The 20,642-nt window shown below is 74.0% G+C and carries 21 protein-coding genes; 9 read left to right on the forward strand and 12 right to left on the reverse strand.

The genetic code is table 11. From position 1 onward, the window contains the following. The first annotated feature begins 26 nt into the window (after nt 1-26). The 4 genes from AB0F40_RS03990 to AB0F40_RS04005 are packed head-to-tail and all read left to right on the forward strand — an operon-like array spanning nt 27 to nt 4,574. A complete protein-coding gene (locus tag AB0F40_RS03990) occupies nt 27-992 on the forward strand; it encodes a phosphate/phosphite/phosphonate ABC transporter substrate-binding protein (protein ID WP_357464435.1) in 966 nt (321 codons plus the stop codon). Continuing rightward, nucleotides 980-1,834 (forward strand): phosphonate ABC transporter ATP-binding protein, encoded by an 855-nt coding sequence (gene phnC, locus AB0F40_RS03995; protein WP_357464437.1) that lies wholly within the window; start codon nt 980-982, stop codon nt 1,832-1,834. Before AB0F40_RS03990 ends, phnC begins: the two co-directional genes overlap by 13 nt. Further along, on the forward strand, nt 1,831-3,486 hold the full coding sequence (gene phnE / locus AB0F40_RS04000; RefSeq protein WP_357464439.1) for a phosphonate ABC transporter, permease protein PhnE: 1,656 nt from the start codon (nt 1,831-1,833) through the stop codon (nt 3,484-3,486). Before phnC ends, phnE begins: the two co-directional genes overlap by 4 nt. Continuing rightward, nucleotides 3,462-4,574 carry a zinc-binding dehydrogenase gene (locus tag AB0F40_RS04005; RefSeq protein WP_357464441.1) on the forward strand — a complete coding sequence of 371 codons (1,113 nt, stop codon included), beginning with the start codon at nt 3,462-3,464 and terminating at the stop codon, nt 4,572-4,574. The genes phnE and AB0F40_RS04005 overlap by 25 nt, the downstream gene beginning before the upstream one ends. Here AB0F40_RS04005 and AB0F40_RS04010 read toward each other — a convergent pair. Continuing rightward, nucleotides 4,511-5,290 (reverse strand): GntR family transcriptional regulator, encoded by a 780-nt coding sequence (locus tag AB0F40_RS04010; protein ID WP_357464443.1) that lies wholly within the window; start codon nt 5,288-5,290, stop codon nt 4,511-4,513. The two genes, AB0F40_RS04005 and AB0F40_RS04010, sit on opposite strands and share 64 nt — an antisense overlap. Before the next feature lie 119 nt (nt 5,291-5,409). Between AB0F40_RS04010 and AB0F40_RS04015 the strand changes: the two genes are divergently transcribed. The 3 genes from AB0F40_RS04015 (at nt 5,410) to AB0F40_RS04025 (ending at nt 8,526) form a co-directional block, all read left to right on the forward strand. Then, on the forward strand, nt 5,410-6,582 hold the full coding sequence (locus tag AB0F40_RS04015; protein WP_357464445.1) for a TIGR03364 family FAD-dependent oxidoreductase: 1,173 nt from the start codon (nt 5,410-5,412) through the stop codon (nt 6,580-6,582). 69 nt (nt 6,583-6,651) lie between these two features. Next, a complete protein-coding gene (locus AB0F40_RS04020) occupies nt 6,652-7,314 on the forward strand; it encodes a phosphonatase-like hydrolase (protein WP_357464447.1) in 663 nt (220 codons plus the stop codon). 84 nt (nt 7,315-7,398) lie between these two features. After that, the gene (locus AB0F40_RS04025) at nt 7,399-8,526 is read left to right on the forward strand and encodes a protein kinase family protein (RefSeq protein ID WP_357464449.1); all 1,128 of its coding nucleotides are present in this window, start codon (nt 7,399-7,401) and stop codon (nt 8,524-8,526) included. 31 nt (nt 8,527-8,557) lie between these two features. Here AB0F40_RS04025 and AB0F40_RS04030 read toward each other — a convergent pair whose 3' ends face one another. Genes AB0F40_RS04030 through AB0F40_RS04040 form a run of 3 tightly spaced genes read right to left on the reverse strand, consistent with a single transcriptional unit; the run spans nt 8,558 to nt 11,672 of the window. Continuing rightward, nucleotides 8,558-8,884, reverse strand: coding sequence for a hypothetical protein (locus AB0F40_RS04030; protein ID WP_357464451.1), 327 nt, complete (start codon nt 8,882-8,884; stop codon nt 8,558-8,560). After that, entirely contained in the window at nt 8,884-10,242 is a 1,359-nt protein-coding gene (locus AB0F40_RS04035) for an acyclic terpene utilization AtuA family protein (protein WP_357464453.1), read from the reverse strand. Before AB0F40_RS04035 ends, AB0F40_RS04030 begins: the two co-directional genes overlap by 1 nt. Then, nucleotides 10,239-11,672, reverse strand: coding sequence for an SLC13 family permease (locus AB0F40_RS04040; RefSeq protein WP_357464455.1), 1,434 nt, complete (start codon nt 11,670-11,672; stop codon nt 10,239-10,241). Before AB0F40_RS04040 ends, AB0F40_RS04035 begins: the two co-directional genes overlap by 4 nt. 110 nt (nt 11,673-11,782) lie before the next feature. Between AB0F40_RS04040 and AB0F40_RS04045 the strand changes: the two genes are divergently transcribed. Beyond that, entirely contained in the window at nt 11,783-12,715 is a 933-nt protein-coding gene (locus tag AB0F40_RS04045; RefSeq protein ID WP_357464457.1) for a LysR family transcriptional regulator, read from the forward strand. 195 nt (nt 12,716-12,910) lie between these two features. Here the strand turns inward: AB0F40_RS04045 and AB0F40_RS04050 are convergent, their stop codons facing one another. From AB0F40_RS04050 to AB0F40_RS04085, 8 genes are all read right to left on the reverse strand, one after another. Then, nucleotides 12,911-13,840 carry a DNA-3-methyladenine glycosylase 2 family protein gene (locus AB0F40_RS04050; protein ID WP_357464459.1) on the reverse strand — a complete coding sequence of 310 codons (930 nt, stop codon included), beginning with the start codon at nt 13,838-13,840 and terminating at the stop codon, nt 12,911-12,913. A gap of 129 nt (nt 13,841-13,969) precedes the next feature. Continuing rightward, nucleotides 13,970-14,701 (reverse strand): alpha/beta hydrolase, encoded by a 732-nt coding sequence (locus AB0F40_RS04055; RefSeq protein ID WP_357464461.1) that lies wholly within the window; start codon nt 14,699-14,701, stop codon nt 13,970-13,972. After that, complete coding sequence (locus AB0F40_RS04060) at nt 14,698-15,459, reverse strand: alpha/beta hydrolase (RefSeq protein ID WP_357464463.1); 762 nt, start codon at nt 15,457-15,459, stop codon at nt 14,698-14,700. Before AB0F40_RS04060 ends, AB0F40_RS04055 begins: the two co-directional genes overlap by 4 nt. A gap of 132 nt (nt 15,460-15,591) precedes the next feature. Then, nucleotides 15,592-15,819, reverse strand: a complete 228-nt coding sequence (locus AB0F40_RS04065; RefSeq protein ID WP_357464465.1) for a CDGSH iron-sulfur domain-containing protein — start codon at nt 15,817-15,819, stop codon at nt 15,592-15,594. Nucleotides 15,820-15,829: 10 nt separating this feature from the next. Then, a complete protein-coding gene (locus AB0F40_RS04070; RefSeq protein WP_357464467.1) occupies nt 15,830-17,005 on the reverse strand; it encodes a YihY/virulence factor BrkB family protein in 1,176 nt (391 codons plus the stop codon). Nucleotides 17,006-17,089: 84 nt separating this feature from the next. Then, nucleotides 17,090-17,716 (reverse strand): DUF3618 domain-containing protein, encoded by a 627-nt coding sequence (locus AB0F40_RS04075; RefSeq protein ID WP_357464469.1) that lies wholly within the window; start codon nt 17,714-17,716, stop codon nt 17,090-17,092. Beyond that, the gene (locus AB0F40_RS04080) at nt 17,713-18,228 is read right to left on the reverse strand and encodes a phage holin family protein (RefSeq protein ID WP_357464471.1); all 516 of its coding nucleotides are present in this window, start codon (nt 18,226-18,228) and stop codon (nt 17,713-17,715) included. The genes AB0F40_RS04075 and AB0F40_RS04080 overlap by 4 nt, the downstream gene beginning before the upstream one ends. Then, the gene (locus AB0F40_RS04085) at nt 18,212-19,093 is read right to left on the reverse strand and encodes a hypothetical protein (RefSeq protein ID WP_357464473.1); all 882 of its coding nucleotides are present in this window, start codon (nt 19,091-19,093) and stop codon (nt 18,212-18,214) included. The genes AB0F40_RS04080 and AB0F40_RS04085 overlap by 17 nt, the downstream gene beginning before the upstream one ends. A 281-nt stretch (nt 19,094-19,374) precedes the next feature. On the opposite strand from AB0F40_RS04085, the gene AB0F40_RS04090 reads away from it, so the two are divergent. Further along, complete coding sequence (locus tag AB0F40_RS04090) at nt 19,375-20,553, forward strand: iron-containing redox enzyme family protein (RefSeq protein ID WP_357464475.1); 1,179 nt, start codon at nt 19,375-19,377, stop codon at nt 20,551-20,553. Nucleotides 20,554-20,642: the final 89 nt, after the last annotated feature.

Below are 20,642 nucleotides of genomic sequence, written 5' to 3' on the forward strand. Positions count from 1 at the left end.
CCAGAACGGCTACGACCGGAGAGATGATGAAGAACACCACGACCCTCGCCGCAGCGGCGTTCGCCGCGGCGACGGCGCTGACGATGTCCGCGTGTGCCGGCGGCTCCGGGGCCGCGGCCGAGAGCACCACCGCCGAGGGCTTCCCGTCGGTCATCCGGCTGGCCGCGATCCCGGCGGAGAACTCGACGGATCTCGCCGCCGGATACGACCCCATCGTCGCGATGCTCGAGGAGGAGACGGGCGCGACCGTCGAGGTGAGCCAGGCCTCGGACTACGCGGGCGTCATCGAGGGGCTCATCGCCGACAAGGTCGACCTCGCGTTCCTCGGCTCGTTCGCGTACGTGATCGCCACGCACAACGACGCGGCGATCACTCCCCTCGGCGCGGCCATCGAGGCGAAGGACGCGGAGCCCGGCTACTACTCGCTCGGCATCGCCCCCGGCGACAGCGACATCGAAAGCCTCGAGGACTTCGCCGGGCGCAGCGTGTGCTTCGTCGACCCCGGCTCGACGTCGGGCTTCCTGTACCCGAGCGCCGGCCTCATCGACGCGGGCGTCATCGCCTCCGGCAAGGAGGCCGACGTCGCGGCGGGTGTCCAGCCCCTCTACGCCGGCGCGCACGACGCCTCGGCGCTCGGTGTCGCCGCCGGCGACTGCGAGGCGGGCTTCGCCATGGAGTCCATGGTCACCGAGACGCTTCCGGCGGCAGGCGAGCTGGCCGACGGCGACCTGAGGGAGGTCTGGCGCTCGCCCAAGATCTCGGGCTCGCTCTTCGTCGGCAACGACGCGCTCGGCGAGGACGTGAACGCGAAGCTCACGACCCTCATCACGGAGAAGGCCAACTCGGAGTACCTGCTGTCGAAGGGCTACTGCGACGGCGAGTGCCTGCTCACCGACGAGGACGCCTGGGGCTTCGCGCCCGCGAAGGACGCGGACTACGACGGGACCCGCGAGGTCTGCACGCTCACCAAGTCGGACAAGTGCGCGGGCTGACCGTGCAGCCCGACACCGTGCAGCCCGACACCGTGCAACCTGACACCGTGCAGCCCGACACCGTGCAGCCCGCCGGCGCAGAGCCCGTCGTCCGGGTGCGCGGCCTCACCAAGGAGTTCGACGGGACGACGGCGCTGGCGGGCGTCGACCTCGACGTGGCGCGTGGCGAGCTGCTCGTGCTGCTCGGCCTGTCGGGCTCGGGCAAGTCGACGCTCCTGCGCTGCCTGAACGGCCTGCACCGGCCCACGGACGGCGAGGTCACCGTGGCGGGCACGCGCGTCGACCGCGCGTCGGGGCGCGAGCTGCGCCGGCTGCGCACCGAGGTGGGCTTCGTCTTCCAGCAGTTCAACCTGGTCGGCCGACTCACCTGCCTGGAGAACGTCCTGATCGGTGGGCTCGGGCGGGTCCGCGGTCCCCGGTACGGCGTCACCACGTACTCGCGCAGGATGCGGGAGGAGGCGCTGGCCCACATCGAGCGGGTGGGCCTCGCGGACCATGCCTACCAGCGCGCCGACACCCTCTCGGGCGGTCAGCAGCAGCGCGTCGCGATCGCCAGGACGCTCATGCAGCGCCCCCAGCTCGTGCTGGCCGACGAGCCCGTCGCGTCGCTCGACCCGGAGAACGCGGGTGCGGTGATGGACCTCCTCGTGCGGGTGTGCGCCGAGGAAGGGCTGACCGTCGTGTGCACCCTGCACCAGGTGGACCTGGCGCTCGGCTGGGCACACCGGCTGGTCGGCCTGCGCAGCGGGGAGAAGGTCCTCGACCGGCCCGCGGCGGGTCTGACCAGGGACGACGCCATGTCGATCTACCGGCGCGTCGAGCCGGCGGGAGCCCCGGCGTGAACGCGCCGGCCACCCGAGAGCGCCGCGGCAACGAGCACCGCGGCAACGAGCACCACAATACTGAGCACCGCAGTGCCCAGCACCGCATCGGCGGCCGGTTCCCCCTGCCGCCCACGCCGCAGCAGCGCGCGCTCCGCTGGATCGCCGGCGGTTCGGTGCTGCTCACGCTCGTCGCGGCGTCGTCGATCGGCCTCGACCTGCCGACGCTGATCGCGGGCGGTGCGGACGTCGCGTCGCTCGTCGAACGGATGCTCCCGCCACGCGTCGACGACCCCGCGCGCATCGCCGCGCTCACCCTCGACACCGTCCTCATGGCGTTCCTCGGGACGGTGCTCGCGACGTTCCTGTCGGTCCCCCTCGCGTTCCTCGCGGCACGGACGACGACGCCGCACCCCGCCGTCGCCACCATCGCACGCGGCGTGATCACGTTCTGCCGCGCGGTGCCCGACCTCGTGTTCGCGGTGCTGTTCGTCCGCGCGCTCGGGCTCGGCGTGCTGCCTGGCGTGCTCGCCCTCGCGCTCCACTCCGTCGGCATGCTCGGCAAGCTCTTCGCCGACGCGATCGAGGACGCCGACCAGGGCCCGCGCGAGGCCGTGCGCAGCGTCGGCGTCGGCCCGCTGCGCGAGCTGCTCAACGGGGTGGTGCCCCAGGTGGTGCCCGCGTGGATCTCGGCGTTCGTCTACCGGGTCGACATCAACCTGCGCACGTCCGTCGTGCTCGGCTTCGTCGGCGCGGGCGGCATCGGGTTCGCCCTGCAGGACGCCCTGCGCGGGCTCGTGTATCCGAAGGCGCTGGGCATCGTCGGGATCATCCTCGTGGTCGTCGCGGCCATGGAACTGCTCTCGATGGCGGTCCGCCGGGCGCTGCTGGCACCCCGCAACCCGCGTTTCGAGCGCGACCGCGTGGTGCGGTTCGTCTCCGGCGCAGCGGCGGTCGCCCTCACGGCGTTCGCGTTCGTCCGCCTCGGCATCGACCCGGTCGCCCTGGTCACGTCCGTGCCCGACCTGCTAGGGGTCGCCGGCCGCACCTTCCCGCCGGACCTCACGTCGCTCGGGCCGGTGCTCTGGGAGGCCCTCCTCCAGACGCTCGCCATCGGGCTCGTGGCGACGGCGATCGGCGTCGTGCTGTCGCTCCCGCTCGGCCTGCTCGCGGCCCGGAACGTGGCGCCGCACCCCGTGGTCCATGCCGCTGCCCGCACGACGGTGCTCGTCGTCCGGGCGATCCCAGAGCTCGTGCTCGCGGTGATCCTGGTCGCCGCCGTCGGGCTCGGTCCGGTCGCGGGTGCCGTCGCGCTCGGCATCGGCTCGATCGGGTTCCTCGGCAAGCTGGTCGCCGATGCCGTCGAGGAGATCCCCGCAGGGCCCGCCGAGGCGGTGCGATCCGTCGGGGGCGGCTGGTGGAAGGTGCTCTTCGCCGCGGTCCTGCCCCAGAGCATGCCGTCGGTCGTCGGCTCGACGCTCTACCTGCTCGACGTCAACATCCGGACCTCGACGATCCTCGGGATCGTCGGTGCGGGCGGCGTGGGCTTCCTGCTGTTCGAGGCGGTGCGCACGCTCCGGTTCGAGGTGGTCGGCGGCATCGTGCTGCTGGTGTTCGTCGTCGTCCTGCTCATCGAAAGGCTCTCCGGGTGGATCCGCGCACAACTGACCTGACCACTGACACACCGGCAACGGGCCGGACCACCGTGGCACTGTGGGAGGGCGGCGACGCCGTCCGGCTCGTCGAGGTGCCGCTTCCCGAACCGGGTCCCGGTGAGGTGCTCGTCCGCATCCGGCTCGCGACGGTCTGCGGGAGCGACCGGCACTCCGTGTCCGGACGGCGCGCGGCGCCGGTTCCGTCGGTCCTCGGGCACGAGGCGGTGGGCGACGTCGTCGCGACCGGTCCCGGCGGGGCCGCCGCTGCTGCCAACGGCGCGCGCGACGGCCGACCGCTCGCCGAGGGCGACCGGGTCGTGTGGGGCGTGACCGTCGCGTGCGGTACCTGCGACCGGTGCGCCGCCGGCCGTACCGCGAAGTGCCGGGCGGTGCGCAAGGTGGGGCACGAGGGGTTCGCGTCGGCCTGGCCGCTCAGCGGCACCTACGCGCAGCACATCGTCCTGCCGCGTGGCGCGACCATCGCCCGCGTGCCGGCCACCCTGCCCGACGAGCTCGCGTCCCCCGCGGGCTGCGCCACCGCCACCGTCATGGCCACCATCGAGGCCGCCGGGCCGCTCACCGGACGCCGCGTCCTGATCAGCGGCGCGGGCATGCTCGGCATCACCGCGGTGGCCGCCGCACGCGCCGCGGGGGCAGCGCAGGTCCTGGTCACCGATCCGGACCGCGCACGGCTGGACCTCGCGGTGCGCTTCGGCGCCACCTCGACGCACGGTGTCGACGCGCCGGACGGCTCCGGTTCCCTCGGCCCCGTCGACGTCGCGATCGAGCTGTCCGGGGCGAGCTCGGCGGTGGCCAGGTGTCTCGACGCCCTCGACGTCGGCGGGCGGCTCGTGCTGGCCGGCTCCGTCGCGCCCGCGCCGTCCGTCCCGCTCGACGCGGAACGTGTGGTGCGCGGCTGGCTCACGATCGCGGGCGTGCACAACTACGAGCCCCGGCACCTGCGTGCCGCCCTGGACCTGCTCGCCCGCACACGCGACACGGTGCCGTGGCACGAGCTCGTCACGCCCGCCGTCGGGCTGTCTCAGGTCGGTCGGCTGCTCACCGGTCCGTCCGGCGTCGCGCCGCGCGCGGCGGTGGTCCCGTGAGGCGCCGTGCCGTGGGCACCGAGCTCCACGATCACGCGGACGGCGTCCGCGCGCACCCAGCGCTCCGTCGAGAGCAGCGGCGGCCCGTCCGCGCCGTCGCGCGCGAGGCTCGCGATCAGCCAGGCCGGGTCGCCCGGCCGGCAGCCGAGACCGGCGCTCGCGTCGTCGGGGGCGGACTCCATGCTGGCCCGTGTCCACGCACGCTCCGGCCGCGCGCCGGCGACCTCGCGCAGGATCGCGTCCAGCGACTCCTCGTGCCGCAGCGCGGCCGGCAGCTCGGGCACCAGCGCCATCGTCAGCCACTCGACGCCCCACGCGGCCGGCATGCCGTCGATGAACGACCGGCGCACGAGGCGGAAGCCGGGCTCCCCCGGCTCCGTCGCGAGCGCCTCCGCCACGAGCGGCGGCAGCGGGACCTCGTCGCACGCCAGCACGACGGTGCGCGGTGTCGCCCCCGCTTCCCGGATCGTCCGGCTCCAGGACGGAGCCCTGCCGGGCGCGACGAGGTAGTCGACGCGCCGCCGCGTGAAGGTGCCGCCGCCCTGGATGCGACTCACGAGCATCCGGCGCTCGAGCTCCCCGAGGGCAGCGCGAGCCGCCGCCCGGCCGACGCCGAACCGCTGGCCGACCTCCGCCTCCGACGCGACCCGGGTACCCGGCGGGACGTCGGCGAGCTCTTCGGCGAGCACCCGGACGATCTCGGTCGACTTGGTCACTCGCGGACCGTAACCCGACCAGATGGCTCCCGCATGAACTCGTACTCGTACTCGTGCTCGACCCGGCACTCCGCCCGGCACTCGACCCGGATCCTGATCCCCCGTCGGAAGGACCTCCAGTGAACAGCTCCCGTCCAGTCCCTGCGGCAGCGCACGTGGTGGTCGTCGGCGCCGGCGTGGTCGGTCTCGGCGCGGCCGCCGAGGCGCATCGGCGCGGCTACCGCGTCACGGTCGTCGAGCAGGCCGCCTCGGTGGTCGGTGCGTCCGTGCAGAACTTCGGGCACGCCGGTGTCACCGCCCAGTCGGGGCCGGCCCGCGAGTACGCTCTCGCGGCTCGCGAGCGCTGGCTGTCCCTCGGGTCGGCCGCCGGGTTCGCCGTCTCGCGGACCGGCACGCACGTCGTCGCCCGGACGAGCGCCGAGCTACGGCTCCTGGAAGAGTTCGCCGCCGAGCGCGGCACCGACGAGGTCACCCTGCTCGACGCCGCCCAGACCCGAGCGGCCGCACCGGTCCGCCCGGAACCGGTGGTCGGCGGCGCGCACCTGCCGCTGGACCTCCAGGTCGACCCCCGGACCGCGACCCCGGCACTCGCCGCCTGGCTCGAGCGCCAGGGCGTGGCCTTCCGCTGGCGGACGGCGGCCCGTGCGGTCGGCACCGGCCGCGTCGAGACCACCGCGGGACCTATCGAAGCGGACGTCGTCGTCATCGCCGCCCACCACGACCTCGACCGCCTCCTGCCCGACGTCGCCGCACAAGCCCAGCTGCGGCGCTGCCGCCTGCACATGCTCCGGGTCCGGCCGGCTGGTGCCGGGGCTGGGCCCACAGGGTCGACCGGGCCAGAGTTCACCGGGCCCGTGCTCACCGGCTGGTCCATGGTCCGGTACGCGGGCTTCGCCGCCTGCCCCTCCGTAGCCCGGGTCGCCGACGAGCTCGCAGCAACGGATCCCGAGGCGGCGGCCTGGGACGTCAACCTGATGCTGACGCCGCAGCCGGACGGGACGCTGATCGTCGGCGACACCCACCTCCGCACGGTCGACGCGCCGGTGTTCCAGGACGAGGAGGGCTACACCGTGCTGCTGCGGCTGACGGCCGACCTGCTCGGCACGGCGGCCGGTACGGGCCTCGACGTCGTCGAGCGCTGGCAGGGCACGTACGCGACGGCGCCCGACGAGTTCCTGGTCACCGAGCCCGAGCCGGGGGTGCACGTCGCGATGGTCACCACCGGGATAGGGATGACGACGGGCCTCGGCCTCGCGGCCCAGGTGCTCGACCGGGCCGGGCTCACGGGCTGACCGCCCGCCTGAGTCTTACTCACCCGTCGTGCGTCCACACTCGCGCGACCCCTCCGGAAGGAATCACTCATGATCACTCTCGCCGCACTGGACATCGCCGGCACCACCGTGCAGGAAGGCGGCGCCGTCTACCGTGCGCTGCACGACGCGGTGCGTCGGCACGGCAGCACGGCGGAGGTCTCCGACGTCGCGCACTGGATGGGCGCCGACAAGCGCACCGCCATCCGCGCCCTGCTCACGCTGGGCGGCGACCCGACCGCCGTCGAGAAGGCGTTCGCCGACTTCGAGCGCCTGCTCCGCGAGGCGTACGACACGACGCCGCCGGTACCGATGCCCGGCGTGGTCGAGGCGTTCGCCGCGCTGCGTGACCGCGGCGCGAAGATCGCGCTGACCACGGGATTCTCGGCGGAGGTCACCGACCTCCTGCTGGAGCGGCTCGGCTGGCAGGACGGCACGGTGGACGCCGTCGTCTGCACCGACGACGTGCCGGCCGGCCGGCCCGCGCCGTACATGGTCCACCGTGCGATGGAACGCACGGGCGCGCTCCGGACGGCCGACGTCCTCACCGTCGGCGACACGGTGCTCGACCTCGAGGCCGGGTCCAACGCCGGGGCCGGGGTCGTGGTCGGCGTGCTCAGCGGCGGCGTGCCGCGGGAGACGCTCGCGACGGCGCCGCACACCCACGTGATCCCGTCGGTGGCGGAGCTGACGGACGTGCTGGCCACGCTCTGAGGTCGAGCGCACGACCGGCTGGAGGGGCAGGACGGAATCAGCACCATCAACGCACGTGAGAGGCTGGTTGCCGCTCCTGCCCCGGTGCCTGCTGAAGAGCTCGCACGAGTGGCGGGCGTCCGGATGGAGGCGGAGTTGAAGAACCCTGGCATGTCCCGCGGTGCTCGTCTGGCCACCCACGGAGCCGTCTCCACAGCGCTGTCGCTGTGCAGCGACCGGAGGCTGCGCGAGCTCGTGGACGCCGGCACACCGATCGGTTCCGGCATCGGCGGGCAGACCGTCCTGCTGGAGGTCGACGGGAACCCGGTCTTCGTCAAGCAGGTGCGCCTCACCGATCTCGAGCGACGGCCGGAGAACGTCCGCTCCACGGCGAATCTCTTCGGGCTGCCCAGCTTCTGCCACTACGGTGTCGGCAGCATCGGCGGCCCAGGGTTCGGAGCCTGGCGCGAGCTGGCCGTGCAGGTCATGACGACGAGCTGGGTGATCGCCGGGGACCATGAGGGTTTCCCCCTGATGCACCACTGGCGGGTGCTTCCGGACTCCGGCCAGCCCCTTCCCGAGGAGCTGGCCGATGTCGAACGAGCCGTCGCCTACTGGGGAGGCGGCTCGGGGATACGCCGCCGGATCGAGGCCGTACAGCAGTCCTCGGCGAGCATCATGCTGTTCCTGGAGTACATCCCGCAGAACCTGCACGACTGGCTGGGCGTCCAGCTGGAGGCCGGTGGCGAGGCCGCCGAGCGGGCCTGCGCCATGGTGGACGACGAGCTGGCAGCCGGCATCTCGTTCATGAACGCCCGTGGGCTGCTCCACTTCGACGCCCACTTCGAGAACATCCTGACCGACGGCAGTCGGCTCTTCTTCGCCGACTACGGTCTCGCGATCTCCTCCCGCTTCGACCTCACCCCGGGCGAGGCCGACTTCTTCGCCGAGCACAGCGGCTACGACCGGCACTACGCCGTCACGCACCTCGTGAACTGGCTGGCCGTGGAGCTGTACGGGTTCGGACCGGAGGAACGCAGGGCGTTCGTGCGCTCGTGCGCCCAGGGCGTGCCCCCGCGTGGCGCTCCAGCGGCGGCCGCGGCAGCCCTGGTCCGTCACGCACCGGTCGCCGCGGTGATGGGGGACTTCTACCGCCAGTTCCGGCGGGAGAGCCGGGCGACGCCCTACCCGCTGGAGGCGATCCGCCAGGTGGGACCGCGGGAGCTCACGTGAGCGACCAGCGAAGCCGGGCCAGCCCCGCAGCTCAGGTCGCGATCGGAAGCATGAGCAGGTGGTATCCGAGGGTCTTGCCGTGGCCGTCGAGCCCGAGATACCCGGTGACGCCCCCGCGCAGGAGCGTCGGGAGCCGGAACACCAGCGCGGGCAGGTGCGGGAGTGCGGTCCGCGTGACGTCGTCAGCGCCACCGAAGTGCCGGCCCACCGCCGCGGCGGTCAGTGCCCGTTCCAGGACGGGGTAGTCGGCGGCCACGCGCGGGAGCACGGCGAGGATGAGGGTGTCGCCCTTGTCGCCCGCGCGGACGTCGGCGAGGTCGTCGACCAGCAGCTGCGGCATCAGGTCTCCAGGTGTCATCACGCCTCCAGCACCGTCACCGACGGCGCGACCAGCGCGCGCGGCACCAGGCACGAGCGGACCAGCACCGTCTGCTCGACGCTCTTTCGGGCGCCACCGCCACCGGCCGGGCCGTTGGTGTACAGGGCCTCGACCTCCCAGCCGACGGCGTACGCCTGGTCGGCGTCGGCCCCACGGGCCGCGACCCGTAGCCGGACCTCGAGCGGCTCGGTCTCGGGCGCGAGGCCGCGGAAGGCGGCTCCCGCACCGATCAGCTCGATCCCGATCGCGTCGGGCGCGAGACCGTGGACGTCCACCAGCCGTTCCCGGACGATCTCGCCCGCGAGCTGCGCGCGGGCCAGCGCGCGCGGACCGGCGTAGCTGATCTGACCCTCGCCCTGCCAGCCGCCGCGGAAGCCCAGCGTGACCTTCAGCTCGTCGGGCCGCGGACCACCCGTGGCTCCGGTGACGCGGACGGCGTCCTGGCCGTCGGCGGCAAACCGCACCGACGTGAAGTCCGCGGTCACGTCCGGTGTCAGGTAGGCGTCCGGCCGCTCGACCTCGTAGAGCAGCTGCTCGGTGCACGTGCGGGTGCTCAGCGTGCCGCCGCTCCCGGGGAGCTTGCCCAGCCGGGCGGTGCCGTCGGCCCGCACGTCCGCGAACGGGAAGCCCAGGCGGGCCAGGCCGGGGACGTGCTTGGTGCCCGGGTCGGCGAAATAGCCGCCGGTCAGCTGTCCCGCGCACTCGAGCAGGTGGCCGACGGCGGTCCCCGCGGCGAGCGCCGACCAGTCGTCCTCGGCCCAGCCGAACTCGTGGAGGAGCGGGCCAAGGTAGAGCGCCGGGTCGGCCACGCGGCCGGTCACGACGACGTCGGCGTCCTGCTCCAGGGCGCGCCGCACGCCGTCCGCGCCCAGGTAGGCGTTGGCGGAGACCAGCTCCTCCGGGGCGGCCGACAGCGGTTCGCCGGTCTCCCAGACGACCGGGTCGAGGCGTCGTACGACGTCGAGGACGTCGTCGCCGGTGACCACCGCGACGCGGGCCGCCCTCCCCAGCTCGCGGGCGATCGTGACGACGCGGCGGCCTGCCGCGAGCGGGTTGGCGGCGCCGGAGTTGGTCACGATGCGGGTCCGGGTCCCGCCGCTGTCCGTGGCGAGGCCGACGGCGGGCAGCACCGCTCGCATGCGGGCGGCCAGCAGCGGGTCGTACCCGGTGGACGGGTCGGCCAGCCGGCGCATCTGCGCCGCGGCGACCGTCCGCTCGCCGAGGCACTCGAACACGAGGTAGTCGAGCTCGCCGTGCCGGGCCAGCTCCAGGGCGGGGTCGATCCGGTCGCCGGCGAACCCCGCGCCGGCGCCCAGCCGGACCGTCGCGCCCGTCATGTCGCCCACAGCGGGATCACGCCGGTGGCCACGGCTACGACGAGCATCACCACGGAGACCAGCCAGGCCCAGCCGATGAGGTGGCGGATGTGCTTGCCGATGTCGACGCCGGCGAGCCCGACGAGCAGGTAGAACGAGCCGGTCAGCGGGCTGATCGGGAAGCCGACGGTCTCCTCGCCCAGCATCGACGCCTGAGCGAGGTCGGCACCGGAGATCCCGGCCTGCTCGCCGACCCCGATCAGGACCGGGAGCACGCCGAAGTAGTACGGGTCCGGCCCGAACACGAGGCTGAGCGGGACACCGAGCAGGCCGACGATCAGGGGCAGCGCCGGTGCCGCGCCGTCGGGCAGCGCGTTGGCGGCCGTCGTGGCCATGGCCTCGATCATGCCGCTGCCCTCCAGGATGCCGAGGAACACCCCGGCGGCCAGGAGCGTGGTGGCCATCAGCATCGCGCCCTTGGCGTGGGCCTCGATCCGCGCGGTCTGCCGGGCCAGGCCGGCGTAGTTCACCACGAGCGCGACGACGACGCCGACGAGGAACAGCGCCTCGGGCGGGGCGACGGCGGCGATCAGCGCGGCGATGAGGGCCACCGTCAGTGCGACGTTGAACCAGAGCAGCCGCGGACGCCGCAGGTCGGCGGTGTCTTCCGCACCGGCGGCCTCCGGCTCGGACGACGCCGACCCGGGCCCGGGCGTGCGCGCGGCATCGCCGTCCGACGTCGTCCCGCCGGCCCGACCACCGCTCCCCGCGCCGCCCGACGCGCCCGGTGCACCGACGGCCGCGAGCGGCGCGCCGGCCACGGCGCCCACGCCCGACCGGAGTCGGCGCTGCTCCCGCGTGCCGAGGAACCAGGCGATGGCCAGCACGGCGATCGCGCCGGCGATCTGCGCCGGGATGAGCGGGACCCAGAGCTCGTTGGCCGGGACGCCGGCGGTCGCGGCGGCCCGGGCGGTGGGGCCGCCCCACGGGACGAGGTTCATCACGCCGGCCCCGAGCCCGACGCAGGTGGTGAGCACGAGCCGGCTCATCCCGAGCCGGTCGAAGAGCGGCAGCATGGCCGGGATCGTGATCAGGAACGTCGTGGCGCCGGCGCCGTCGAGGTGGGCCGCCATGGCGAGCGCCGTGGTGGCGAGGCAGATCGTCACCGGGGCGTTGCCCGCGAACGCGACGAGCCTGCGGATGACCGGGTCGAACATCCCGGCGTCGCGCATGAGGCCGAAGTAGACGATGGCGAAGATGAACATCGCGGTCACGCCGACGACGCCGCCGAGCCCTTCGGCGACGAACCCGCCGATCTCGGTCGGTGTGAAGCCGGCCGCGAGGGCCGTCGCGACGGGAACGCCGGCGAGCGCGACGACGGCGGTGACCCGGTTGGTGAGGAGCAGCACCAGGATGACCGTGACGGTCAGGAAGCCCAGTAACGAGATCATCGATACACCCTTGTATCTGGATGGAGGCGCCGCGGAGAGCGGCGACCAGACGAGTGTGTCGGGGCCGACCGACCGCAGTCCAACACCAGTTCCCGATACATTGATGCGTCATGGGCATTGATCTGACGCTCCGGCACCTCCGCGTGGTCGTCGCGGTGGCGGACGCCGGGGGCTACACCGCCGCCGCACGCGAGCTGCGGGTGGCGCAGTCGTCGCTGAGCCGTACCGTCCAGGAGGTCGAGCACCGCATCGGCGTCCCGCTCTTCGACCGCACCACCCGGTCGGTGCACCCTACGGTGGACGGTGCGGAGCTCCTCGTGACCGCCCGTCGGCTCATCACGGAGTTCGACACCGCCCTCAACCACTTCGAGGGGTATCTGGCCGGGACCCGCGGCTCGGTCTCGGTGGCGACCCTCCCGTCCCTCGCGGCCTCCCTGCTGCCCGCGGTGCTCGCGGCCTACCGGCTCGACCATCCCGAGGTCGCCGTGTCGGTGCACGACGGCTTCTCGGAGGAGGTGCTCGACCTGGTCGCCACCGGCGCGGTGGACCTCGCCGCCACCGTGTCGACGGCGGTCCCCGCGTCGCTGGCGGTGCGGCACGTGGCTGCCGACCGGTTCATGTGCGTCATGCCGGCGGGCCACCGGCTGGCCGACGCCGACGAGATCACCTGGGCGGAGCTCGCCGGGGAGCCGTTCGTCGCCTTCGAGCGCATCTCGAGCATCCGGTCGTACGTCGACGGCGTCCTGGTGCGCCGGGGAATCCGGACCGGCCTGGTGACCGAGGCCCGCAACGTCGTCGCGGTCGCCGGGCTCGTCGCCTCGGGGCTCGGTGTCTCGGCGGTGCCGGGCCTGGTGCTGCCGATGATGGCCTTCGTCGACGTCGTCGCCCGGCCGCTCGTCGATCCCGTGGTCGAGCGGGACATCTGCCTCGTCCACGACCCGCGGCGCCCGCTGTCACCCGCCGCCCGCGGGCTGATGCGGCTGCTCGCCGGGGCGGGCGAGCAGTCGTTCACCCTCCCGGCAGGTGTGCGCTGGATGTCGTAGCGGAACCTGGGTGGGCGGCCGCCGCCGTCCGCCGCGACCGGGCCGCGTCCGTGCCGCGTCCGTGCCGGTGCTGTCGGCCTCGGGACGCGTCGCTGAGGTCGGTCGCTCGCCTCGAAGTCGGCAGTTGGCATCGAAGTCGGCACAGGCCTGTACCGACCTCGATGCCAACTGCCGACCTCGGTGAGCGGCGCCCGCTCAGCAGGCCCGGTAGTCCGCGATGGGCAGCTTCGGCCCACGACGCGGCGCCTTGTGGCGCCCGTCGATCATGAGCAGGCGGACCACCCGGTGCCGGTGCGGGGCGTACGGCGCCAGCAGCCGCAGCATGCCCTCGTCGTCCGTGCGCTCTCCGGACAGCGCCCAGCCGACGGCCGCCGGCAGGTGAAAGTCGCCCACGGAGACGGCGTCCGCGTCGCCGAACGCCCGCTGCGCCACCTCCGCCGACGTCCACACCCCGACGCCCTGCACCTTCTCCAGCCGTGCCCGCGCCTCGGCGGGCGCCATCGCGCACGCCTCCTCGAGCCGCGGCGCCACCAGGGCGCAGCGCACCACGGTGCGGGCACGTCCAGGGTCGACGCCGGCACGGTGCCAGTCCCACACGGGCACCCGGGTCCACGTGCGCGCGTCCGGCACGACCCGGAGCCCGCCACGCTGCCCACCCGGCAGGTCCGGCGGCGTCGGGCCCGGTGCCGGCGTGCCGTACCGCCGCACCAACCACTGCCACGCCCGGTGGGCGGTCACGACCTGTACGCGCTGCTCCAGCACGGCGGGCACGAGTGCCTCCAGCACCCGGCCGGTCCGCGCCATCCGCATCCCCGCCGCCCGGCGATGTGCGTCGCGGACCTGCGGCGGGGGCGCGAACCCCGTGGTGTCGTCGTCCTCGCCGAGCAAGGTCGGCAGGGCCCCGGCGGCCTCCGTGGCGCCGGCGCCCCACAGGTGCACCACCACCTCGTGCGGCCCGGCAGGGACGAACCGCTGCGTCACGGGGCCGGTGCGCTGCAGCGACGTGCGCCAGACCGTCCCGTCGGCTCCCCGGTGGAACGTCGGGTCCGCGGGCCCGTGCCCGAGCGTTCCGAGCGTCAGGGCGACGTCGAGCCGGCGCGGCGAGCGGTGGCGGACGGTGAGCACACTCCCAGTGGACCATGCGCGGGCCGGCGAACAGGAACCGACCGGGGTCATCGACCCCAACACCATGCTCGCGACACGCCGAGGATGGCGTGCATGGTGTAGGGGTCGCCCACAGCCGGCCGGCCCGAGTCAGCCGACCGCGTGCTCCGTCTCGACCCGTGCCACCTCACGCACGACCGTGTCGACGAGCAGCGGATGCCCGAGCGGCCGGAAGTGGCCGGACAGCGGGAGCTCGATGTTCCGCGCCCCCTCGAGCCGGCCGGTCTCCGGGATGTGGGGGTCGAACCGGGGGAACACGGCAGTGATGCGCTCGTTGACGAGCATCTCGCCCGCGAGCGCCAGCAGCACCGGGTCACGCGGGTCGAACGAGCGCAGGGCCCGCGAGAACATGTACCGCGCCCAGCGCGAGCCGGTGAACGGTGTGGCGATGGCGACCATGCCGAGCACCTGTTCGCTCGCGGGCGAGAGCAGCACGCGCTTGCCGATGAGACCGCCCTTGCTGTGCGCCACGAGCACGGCACCGCTCAGCGCTGTCCGTTCGAGGTGCTCGATCACGACGTCGGCCGCCTCGGGGACGGGCCGTGCGTTGTGCTTCAGGCCCGGGACCGCGTGGACCGGGTGTCCCGCGCGGGCGAGGGCCGTCGCCACGGCACCCAGGAACTCCCACGTCTCGTAGATACCGGGCAGGAGCACGACGGGCGCGCGGCTACCGTCCGAACCACCGTCCGAACCGCCAGTCGTGGGCAGCGCCGGACGCCGGACGAGGTGGCGCAGCTGCCGGTCGGTGGCCCAGGCGTAGTCGGCGGCCCACGCGCCGAGCCGGGCCAGCGTGCCGCCGGGTGAGCGACGTCGCTCGGTCACCCGATGCCCCGTCCCGCCGAGCGCCACGCCTCGAGCACGATCTCGGCGACGCCGGCAGGGTCCGAGTCCATGGAGTGGTGCCGGCCCCGCACGGTGCGGTGCCTGCCGAACGGCGCCCGGGCCGCGAGCAGCTCGACCCAGTCCGGCGGCGCGACGGGGTCGCGTTCACCCCGGACCACGACGACCGGGACGGTGGAACGGGGCAGGACGTCCTCCACCCGGTACTCGATGACGTGGCGCAGCTGCGCGAGGTAGTACGAGACCTTGCACCGCACCAGGGCGTCCACGAGCAGCACTCCGATGGTGCGCGGCCGTTCGCCGACCGCGTCGACCGCCAGGCGTGCCGCCTGGCCGCGGACGCTGCGCGTGCCGGGCTCCGCCGTCGGGCCGATGAGGACGCCCGCCGACGCGACGTCGGGGTGGTCCGCGAGCAGCTGGCCCACCACCTGGGCGCCCATGGAGTGGCCCACGACGACCGGGGCGGGCAGCCCGGCGTCGAGCACGTGCTCCCGCACGTACCGCGCGACGGCGGCAGCGTGCTCGGGGATCGTGATGTCGTGGTTCAGGTGCTGGGACGCGCCGTAGCCGGGCAGGTCGACCGCGTGCACCTCGCCGTGCGCCACGAGGTGGTCGGCCAGCTTCTGGAAGGCCCGCGCCGACGAGCCCACGCCGTGGACCAGGACCACCGCGCGGTCTGCGTCGAGCGGCGCGCGGACGTGCCCGACGACCGTGCGGCCGCCGTCTCTGGACCGGTTCACACGGTGGACGGTAGCGCCTGGCATACCGCCAGCATGAGCGCACACGCGTCCACCCGCGAGATGCGCACGGCGCGAGGGCCAGCACGGCTGCCCGCGCCGGAGCGCCGAGCAGCGCCGAGCAGCGCCGCGGCATCACCCGTCGGAGCGGTAGCCGTTCACCTTGTGCGTCCCGTCGCACCAGGGCGCGATGGCGGTACCGCCGCAGCGGCACAGTGCCACGGTCGCCCGGTTGCGTGGCACGGGCTCCCCGTCGGGGCCCAGGATCGCCGCGGGGCCGCGCACCAGCAGCGGCCCGTCGGGGCAGGCCGTGACGGTCACCTCCTCAGGGCGCGTGGTCCGGGCGTTGTCCGACGTCGTCATGCCGCCCCCTTCAGGCTCGGTGGTCAGTGCTGCCCCCGGTGGGTCGGGTGTCGCCGGGGCCGGCGGGGTGGGCGCGGTCCACGAGGCCGACGGCGCCCCGGCCGTCACCGTCGCCGGGGTGCTCGCCCCCGCCGGACCGGTGAGCCGCGAACCGCAGCTCCCGGCCGCGCTCCACCTCCTTCTGGCGCTTCACCGCCCGCTTCTCGCTCGCCCGCGCGTCCTTGGGTGGTAGCTGCAACGACTCCTCCGCCGCGATGCCTGCCTGGAGCTCGCGACCGCGCTCGAGCTCGGCGTCCAGCTCCGCGCCGAAGAGCAGGGCGAGGTTGGTGATCCACAGCCACAGCAGGAACACGATGATCCCGGCCAGGGACCCGTACGTGGCGTCGTAGCTGGCGAACGTCGCGACGTAGAGGCCGAACGCGGCGGACGCCAGCGCCCACACGAGGATCGCGACGAAGGCGCCGACGCTGAGCCACCGCATCCTGGGCTGTCGTACGTTCGGCGTGACGCGGTACAAGATCGCCACCAGCACCACGACCAGGAGCAGCACCACCGGCCACTTGGCGATGCTCCATACCGTCACGGCGGTCGAGCCGAGACCGACGGCATCGCCCACCGCGCGCGCGACCGGTCCGCTGAGCGCGAGCGACGCGACGATCAGGGCGGCGATCACCACCGCCACGAGGGTGACGAGCAGCATCACCGGGCGGAGCTTCCACACCGGGCGGCCCTCGTCGATCTCGTAGATCCGGTTCATCGCGCGCCCGAAGGCGCCGACGTACCCGGAGGCCGACCAGAGGGCGAGGACGATACCGAGGACGAGAGCGAGCCCGGCACCGCCGCCCGCCCCGGCGGCGTTCTGGATGAGGGGTCCGACGACCGCCAGCACGTCCGGCGGCACGACACCCTCCATGGTGCCGATCACCCGCTCGACCGCTTGGCCACCACTGCCCACGAGGCCGAGCACCGAGACCAGCGCCAGCAGGGCGGGCGCCGCCGCGAGCACGGCGTAGTAGGTCAGGGCGGCGGCGAGGTCGAGGCACTGGTCTCGCGAGAACTGCCGCACCGTGTTCCGCAGGACGTACATCCACGTCGTGCGGTGCAGGGCCTGCGGTGCGTCCGGCTTGCGCCGGTCGTCGGGCGCCGGCGCGTCGGCCCGGTCGGCCGCGTCGTTGATGTCGGTCATGTCATCTCCCCAGGACGGGTCGGCCGGTGCCGGCCGGGAACGCCGGCACCGGCACCGGCCGACGGCGGAGGGCGACGCCCGGTGTCAGCCGTTCCCGGTCGTGCGGGAACGGACGTCCGCCGCGGCCTCACGCCCGTGCTCGCCGACCGACTGCGCTGCGCCCTTCGCGGAGTCCCGGACGGCCTCCATGCTCTCCCTCGCGGGCTGCTTGAGGTCGTCCGCGACCTCGCTCGCCGTCGACTTGAGGTCGTCGACGAGCGGTGCGGCCTTCTCCTGGGCGGCCGTCGCCGCACGCTGCTCGGTGCGGCTCGACGGGATGAGGGACGCGACCGCGAGGCCGACGCCGAAGGCCACCAGGCCCACGCCGAGCGGGCTGCCCTGCGTCTGCTCCCGCATCGCGCGCGGTGCGGAGCCGACGGAGTCGGCGACGGACGACGCGGTGTGCCGGGCCGAGTCGGCGGCCGATGCCGCCTTCTCGCGTCCGCGGTCAGCCGCGTGGTGCGCCGTGCCGCTGGCCGATTCCCTCGTGTGGTGCGCCGTACCCATCACCTTGTCCTTGACCTGGGACATGCGGGACCGCACCTTGTCCTTCTGACGCTGCGCGACGTTGCTGGGGCGTACCCGGTCGCCGAGCGTGTCGACGTCGTAGCTGAGCTCGTCACGCGTGCGTTCGATGTTCGCCCGGATCTCGTCGGGATCGCTGGTGCTCATGAGTTCCTCTCCTCGTGTCCTCGCAGTGCGTCGGGGATCTTCTTGACCGAGTCGGCCGTCTGCGGCAGGCCCTCCATCGACTTGATCTCGCTGCGCCCGCGAGCGGCGAGCACGGCCGCGATCACGGCCCACACCGCGGCGACGACGAGCGCCGACCAGCCACCTCCCATGAGGTAGCTGAGCGCCCACCACAGCGCGAGCGACAGGAACAGCAGGACCATGTGGCCCGCCACCCCGGCGCCGCCGAACATCCCGGCGCCCTTTCCTGCTCGCTTGGCGGACTGCGCCGCCTCGGCCTTCGCCAGCTCGACCTCCTGCCGGATCAGCGTCGAGAGGTCTCGGCTGACCTCGCTGAAGAGTTCGCCGACGCTCTGGTCGCCGCCCCGGGCGGGCCGGCCAGCTTCAGTCGCGCCCACTCCTGCGGCGCCCAGGGGCTCCTGACCCCTGCTGGTCGTCACGGGCTGTGCCGGTGCCGCGCCGGACGCGGCGAACGGGTCACGGTCGCTCGACATCGTGCTCACCCCCGGTGGTCTGCGGTCGGGTCCCGTCAGGCGCCGTGGGCGGGAACGCCGGCGGCGTCTCGCCCGCGGTGGTCGGCACCTGCGGGTCCTGCGGAAGGTTGTCGTTGGCCAGGGCCGGGAACCCACCGCTTCGTCCGATGTCGGGCTCACCACCCTGCGCGCCGGACCCGACGGCCCCCGCGCCGGTGCCGCTCAGGCCGCCGGCGTCCGTGCCACGCGAGGTGCCCGCCGACGTGCCGCCGTACGTGCCTCCGTACGGACCGCCCGGTGTCGCCGCGTACGTGCCCGGATCCCGCCGGGCCGCCTCGTCGTCGTCACCGGACGCGTCCTTCGCCCCGCGCAGGAACCGCCCGACCAGCAGGCCGGCTCCCGCGGCCATGAGGACGAACATGCCCGGCCGGCGCCTGGCGAAGTCCTCGATCTCGTGCAGGACGTCGGTGGGCTGCCTGTCCTCGAACCACTGGGCGGCGTGGCCGCTGGCGTGGCCCGCGCGCTGCACCAGGTCGGTCGCGTACCCCGGGTCCTGGGTCCCGTCGGCCATCTGGTTCAGCTCGTCACCCAGCGATCGGAGCCCGCCCGCGAGGTGGTGCTGCTGGGACTCCAGCTGGGAGCTGAGCTCGGTGCGCGTGCGATCCATCAACCCGCGGGTGCGGTCCTTCGCCTCGTGGGCGACGTCGCGTGCCCGCTCCTTCGCGTCGTGGGCGGTCTCCCGGCCTGCGTCGCCGACCTGCGACGCCGCCTCCCGGGCCCGCTCCTTGACGCCCGTGTCTCTGCCTGTGTCGCCTTCCGCACCGCCGGGGGCCCAGGCTCGCTGCGAACCGGCCCCTGTGCCGTACGGAACATTCGTCTCGCTCATGGTCGACTCCTGTCGTCGTCCACGCCCGGTACCAACCAGGCGGGTTCGCAGAGCACGAGCCACGGTGGCCCTGCTCCACCGGTGCGGCCTCTTCCTGACCTCGGCCCCAACGTAAGACGCCGGGTGGCACTCGCAACCCGACCGTGATCGACCAGAGCGATCGGCCAGCTGATCGGCCAGCTGATCGGCCGGAGCACAAGCCTTGCGAGCCGACCACTTCGTGCCCACGATGGGCGCGGCGTCGAGCAGGGGCGCGGCCGGTGCACACCAGGAGGCTCCACATGACCTCAACCCCCGTGCGGGAACCCGCGTCGACCGACGACGCCGTCCGGCGGCCGTCCGACGGCGCTGCCCGCCTCCCGCTCCCCCGTCCGCGCGGCCCGTTGAGCGCCGCACTGCTCGCGGGGCTCACCGCCGGACCGCCCACCGACGACGCTCACGACCGGCTCGCACCCGCGCGCGAGGCGGTCGCGCGTGCCCTGTGCGGCACGGCCGGCCCGCACGGCGACGCCGGCCCGCACGGCGGCGCCGGCCCCGACGCCGAGCCGAGCGACGGCGTCCTGGGCGACGGAGACCTGCAGCTCGCGCTCACGATCCTGTACGAGCTGCACCACCGGGGTGTCGACGGGATCGACGACGCGTGGGAGTGGGAGCCGGCGCTGCTGGCCGTGCGGCAGGCGATCGAGCGGCCGTTCGAGGCGGCCGTGCGCGCCCGGGCGGGGCGGCCGCCGTGCGACGAGGCCGACGCCACGGGCGTCGCGCGGCGGCTGTTCGAGCTGGCGGACGCCGACGGCGGGCCGAGCCTCGCGCGCTACGTCGCCAGGCGCGCAGACGCTCGGCAGGCCCGCGAGTTCCTGGTCCTGCGGTCGATCTACCAGCTGATGGAGGCGGACCCGCACACGTGGGCGATCCCGCGGCTGCACGGCATCCCCAAGGCCGCACTCGTGGAGATCCAGGCGGACGAGTACGGCGGCGGCCAGCCGGGCCGCCTGCACTCCGAGCTGTTCGCGCACACGATGCGCGGCGCCGGCCTCGACGACACCTACGGCCGGTACATCGACGCGGTGCCGACGCCGGTGCTCGCCTCGCTGAACACGATGTCGCTGTTCGCGCTGCACCGCCGGCTCCGCGGGGCGATCGTCGGCCACCTGGCCGCGTACGAGATCACGTCGTCGATCCCGAGCAGGCTGTACGGCGACGGGTTCCGGCGGCTCGGGCACGACGCCGGTACGACGCGCTACTTCGACGAGCACGTGGAGGCCGACTCGGTGCACGAGCAGATCGCCGCACGGGACCTGGCGGGCCGCCTCGTCGAGCAGCAGCCAGGGCTGCTGGACGACGTCCTGCTCGGCGCCGCCGCCTGTCTGGCCATCGATGGCGACGTCGGCACCTTCGCACTCAGCCGCTGGAAGGAGGGTGCGTCGGCGCTGCTCGTCCCACTCGACGACACGCCGACGTGACCTGGCCGGACGGGTCACCGGCAGGTCACCAGCACAGCGCGTCCGGGCCGGCGGGCTGTCCGAATCGTCCGAACGGCTCTACACTCGAC

The sequence above is a fragment of the Promicromonospora sp. NPDC023987 genome (genome assembly GCF_040639055.1).
GTDB lineage: Bacteria > Actinomycetota > Actinomycetes > Actinomycetales > Cellulomonadaceae > Promicromonospora.

What these genes read in the sequence shown, in the direction of transcription:
- AB0F40_RS03990 (WP_357464435.1), top strand. Translation starts at nt 27, where the DNA reads ATGAAGAACACCACGACCCTCGCCGCAGCGGCGTTCGCCGCGGCGACG.
- AB0F40_RS04020 (WP_357464447.1), top strand. Translation starts at nt 6,652, where the DNA reads ATGATCACTCTCGCCGCACTGGACATCGCCGGCACCACCGTGCAGGAA.
- AB0F40_RS04030 (WP_357464451.1), bottom strand. Translation starts at nt 8,884, where the DNA reads ATGACACCTGGAGACCTGATGCCGCAGCTGCTGGTCGACGACCTCGCC.
- AB0F40_RS04035 (WP_357464453.1), bottom strand. Translation starts at nt 10,242, where the DNA reads ATGACGGGCGCGACGGTCCGGCTGGGCGCCGGCGCGGGGTTCGCCGGC.
- AB0F40_RS04040 (WP_357464455.1), bottom strand. Translation starts at nt 11,672, where the DNA reads ATGATCTCGTTACTGGGCTTCCTGACCGTCACGGTCATCCTGGTGCTG.
- AB0F40_RS04045 (WP_357464457.1), top strand. Translation starts at nt 11,783, where the DNA reads ATGGGCATTGATCTGACGCTCCGGCACCTCCGCGTGGTCGTCGCGGTG.
- AB0F40_RS04065 (WP_357464465.1), bottom strand. Translation starts at nt 15,819, where the DNA reads ATGACGACGTCGGACAACGCCCGGACCACGCGCCCTGAGGAGGTGACC.
- AB0F40_RS04070 (WP_357464467.1), bottom strand. Translation starts at nt 17,005, where the DNA reads ATGACCGACATCAACGACGCGGCCGACCGGGCCGACGCGCCGGCGCCC.
- AB0F40_RS04075 (WP_357464469.1), bottom strand. Translation starts at nt 17,716, where the DNA reads ATGAGCACCAGCGATCCCGACGAGATCCGGGCGAACATCGAACGCACG.
- AB0F40_RS04080 (WP_357464471.1), bottom strand. Translation starts at nt 18,228, where the DNA reads ATGTCGAGCGACCGTGACCCGTTCGCCGCGTCCGGCGCGGCACCGGCA.
- AB0F40_RS04085 (WP_357464473.1), bottom strand. Translation starts at nt 19,093, where the DNA reads ATGAGCGAGACGAATGTTCCGTACGGCACAGGGGCCGGTTCGCAGCGA.
- AB0F40_RS04090 (WP_357464475.1), top strand. Translation starts at nt 19,375, where the DNA reads ATGACCTCAACCCCCGTGCGGGAACCCGCGTCGACCGACGACGCCGTC.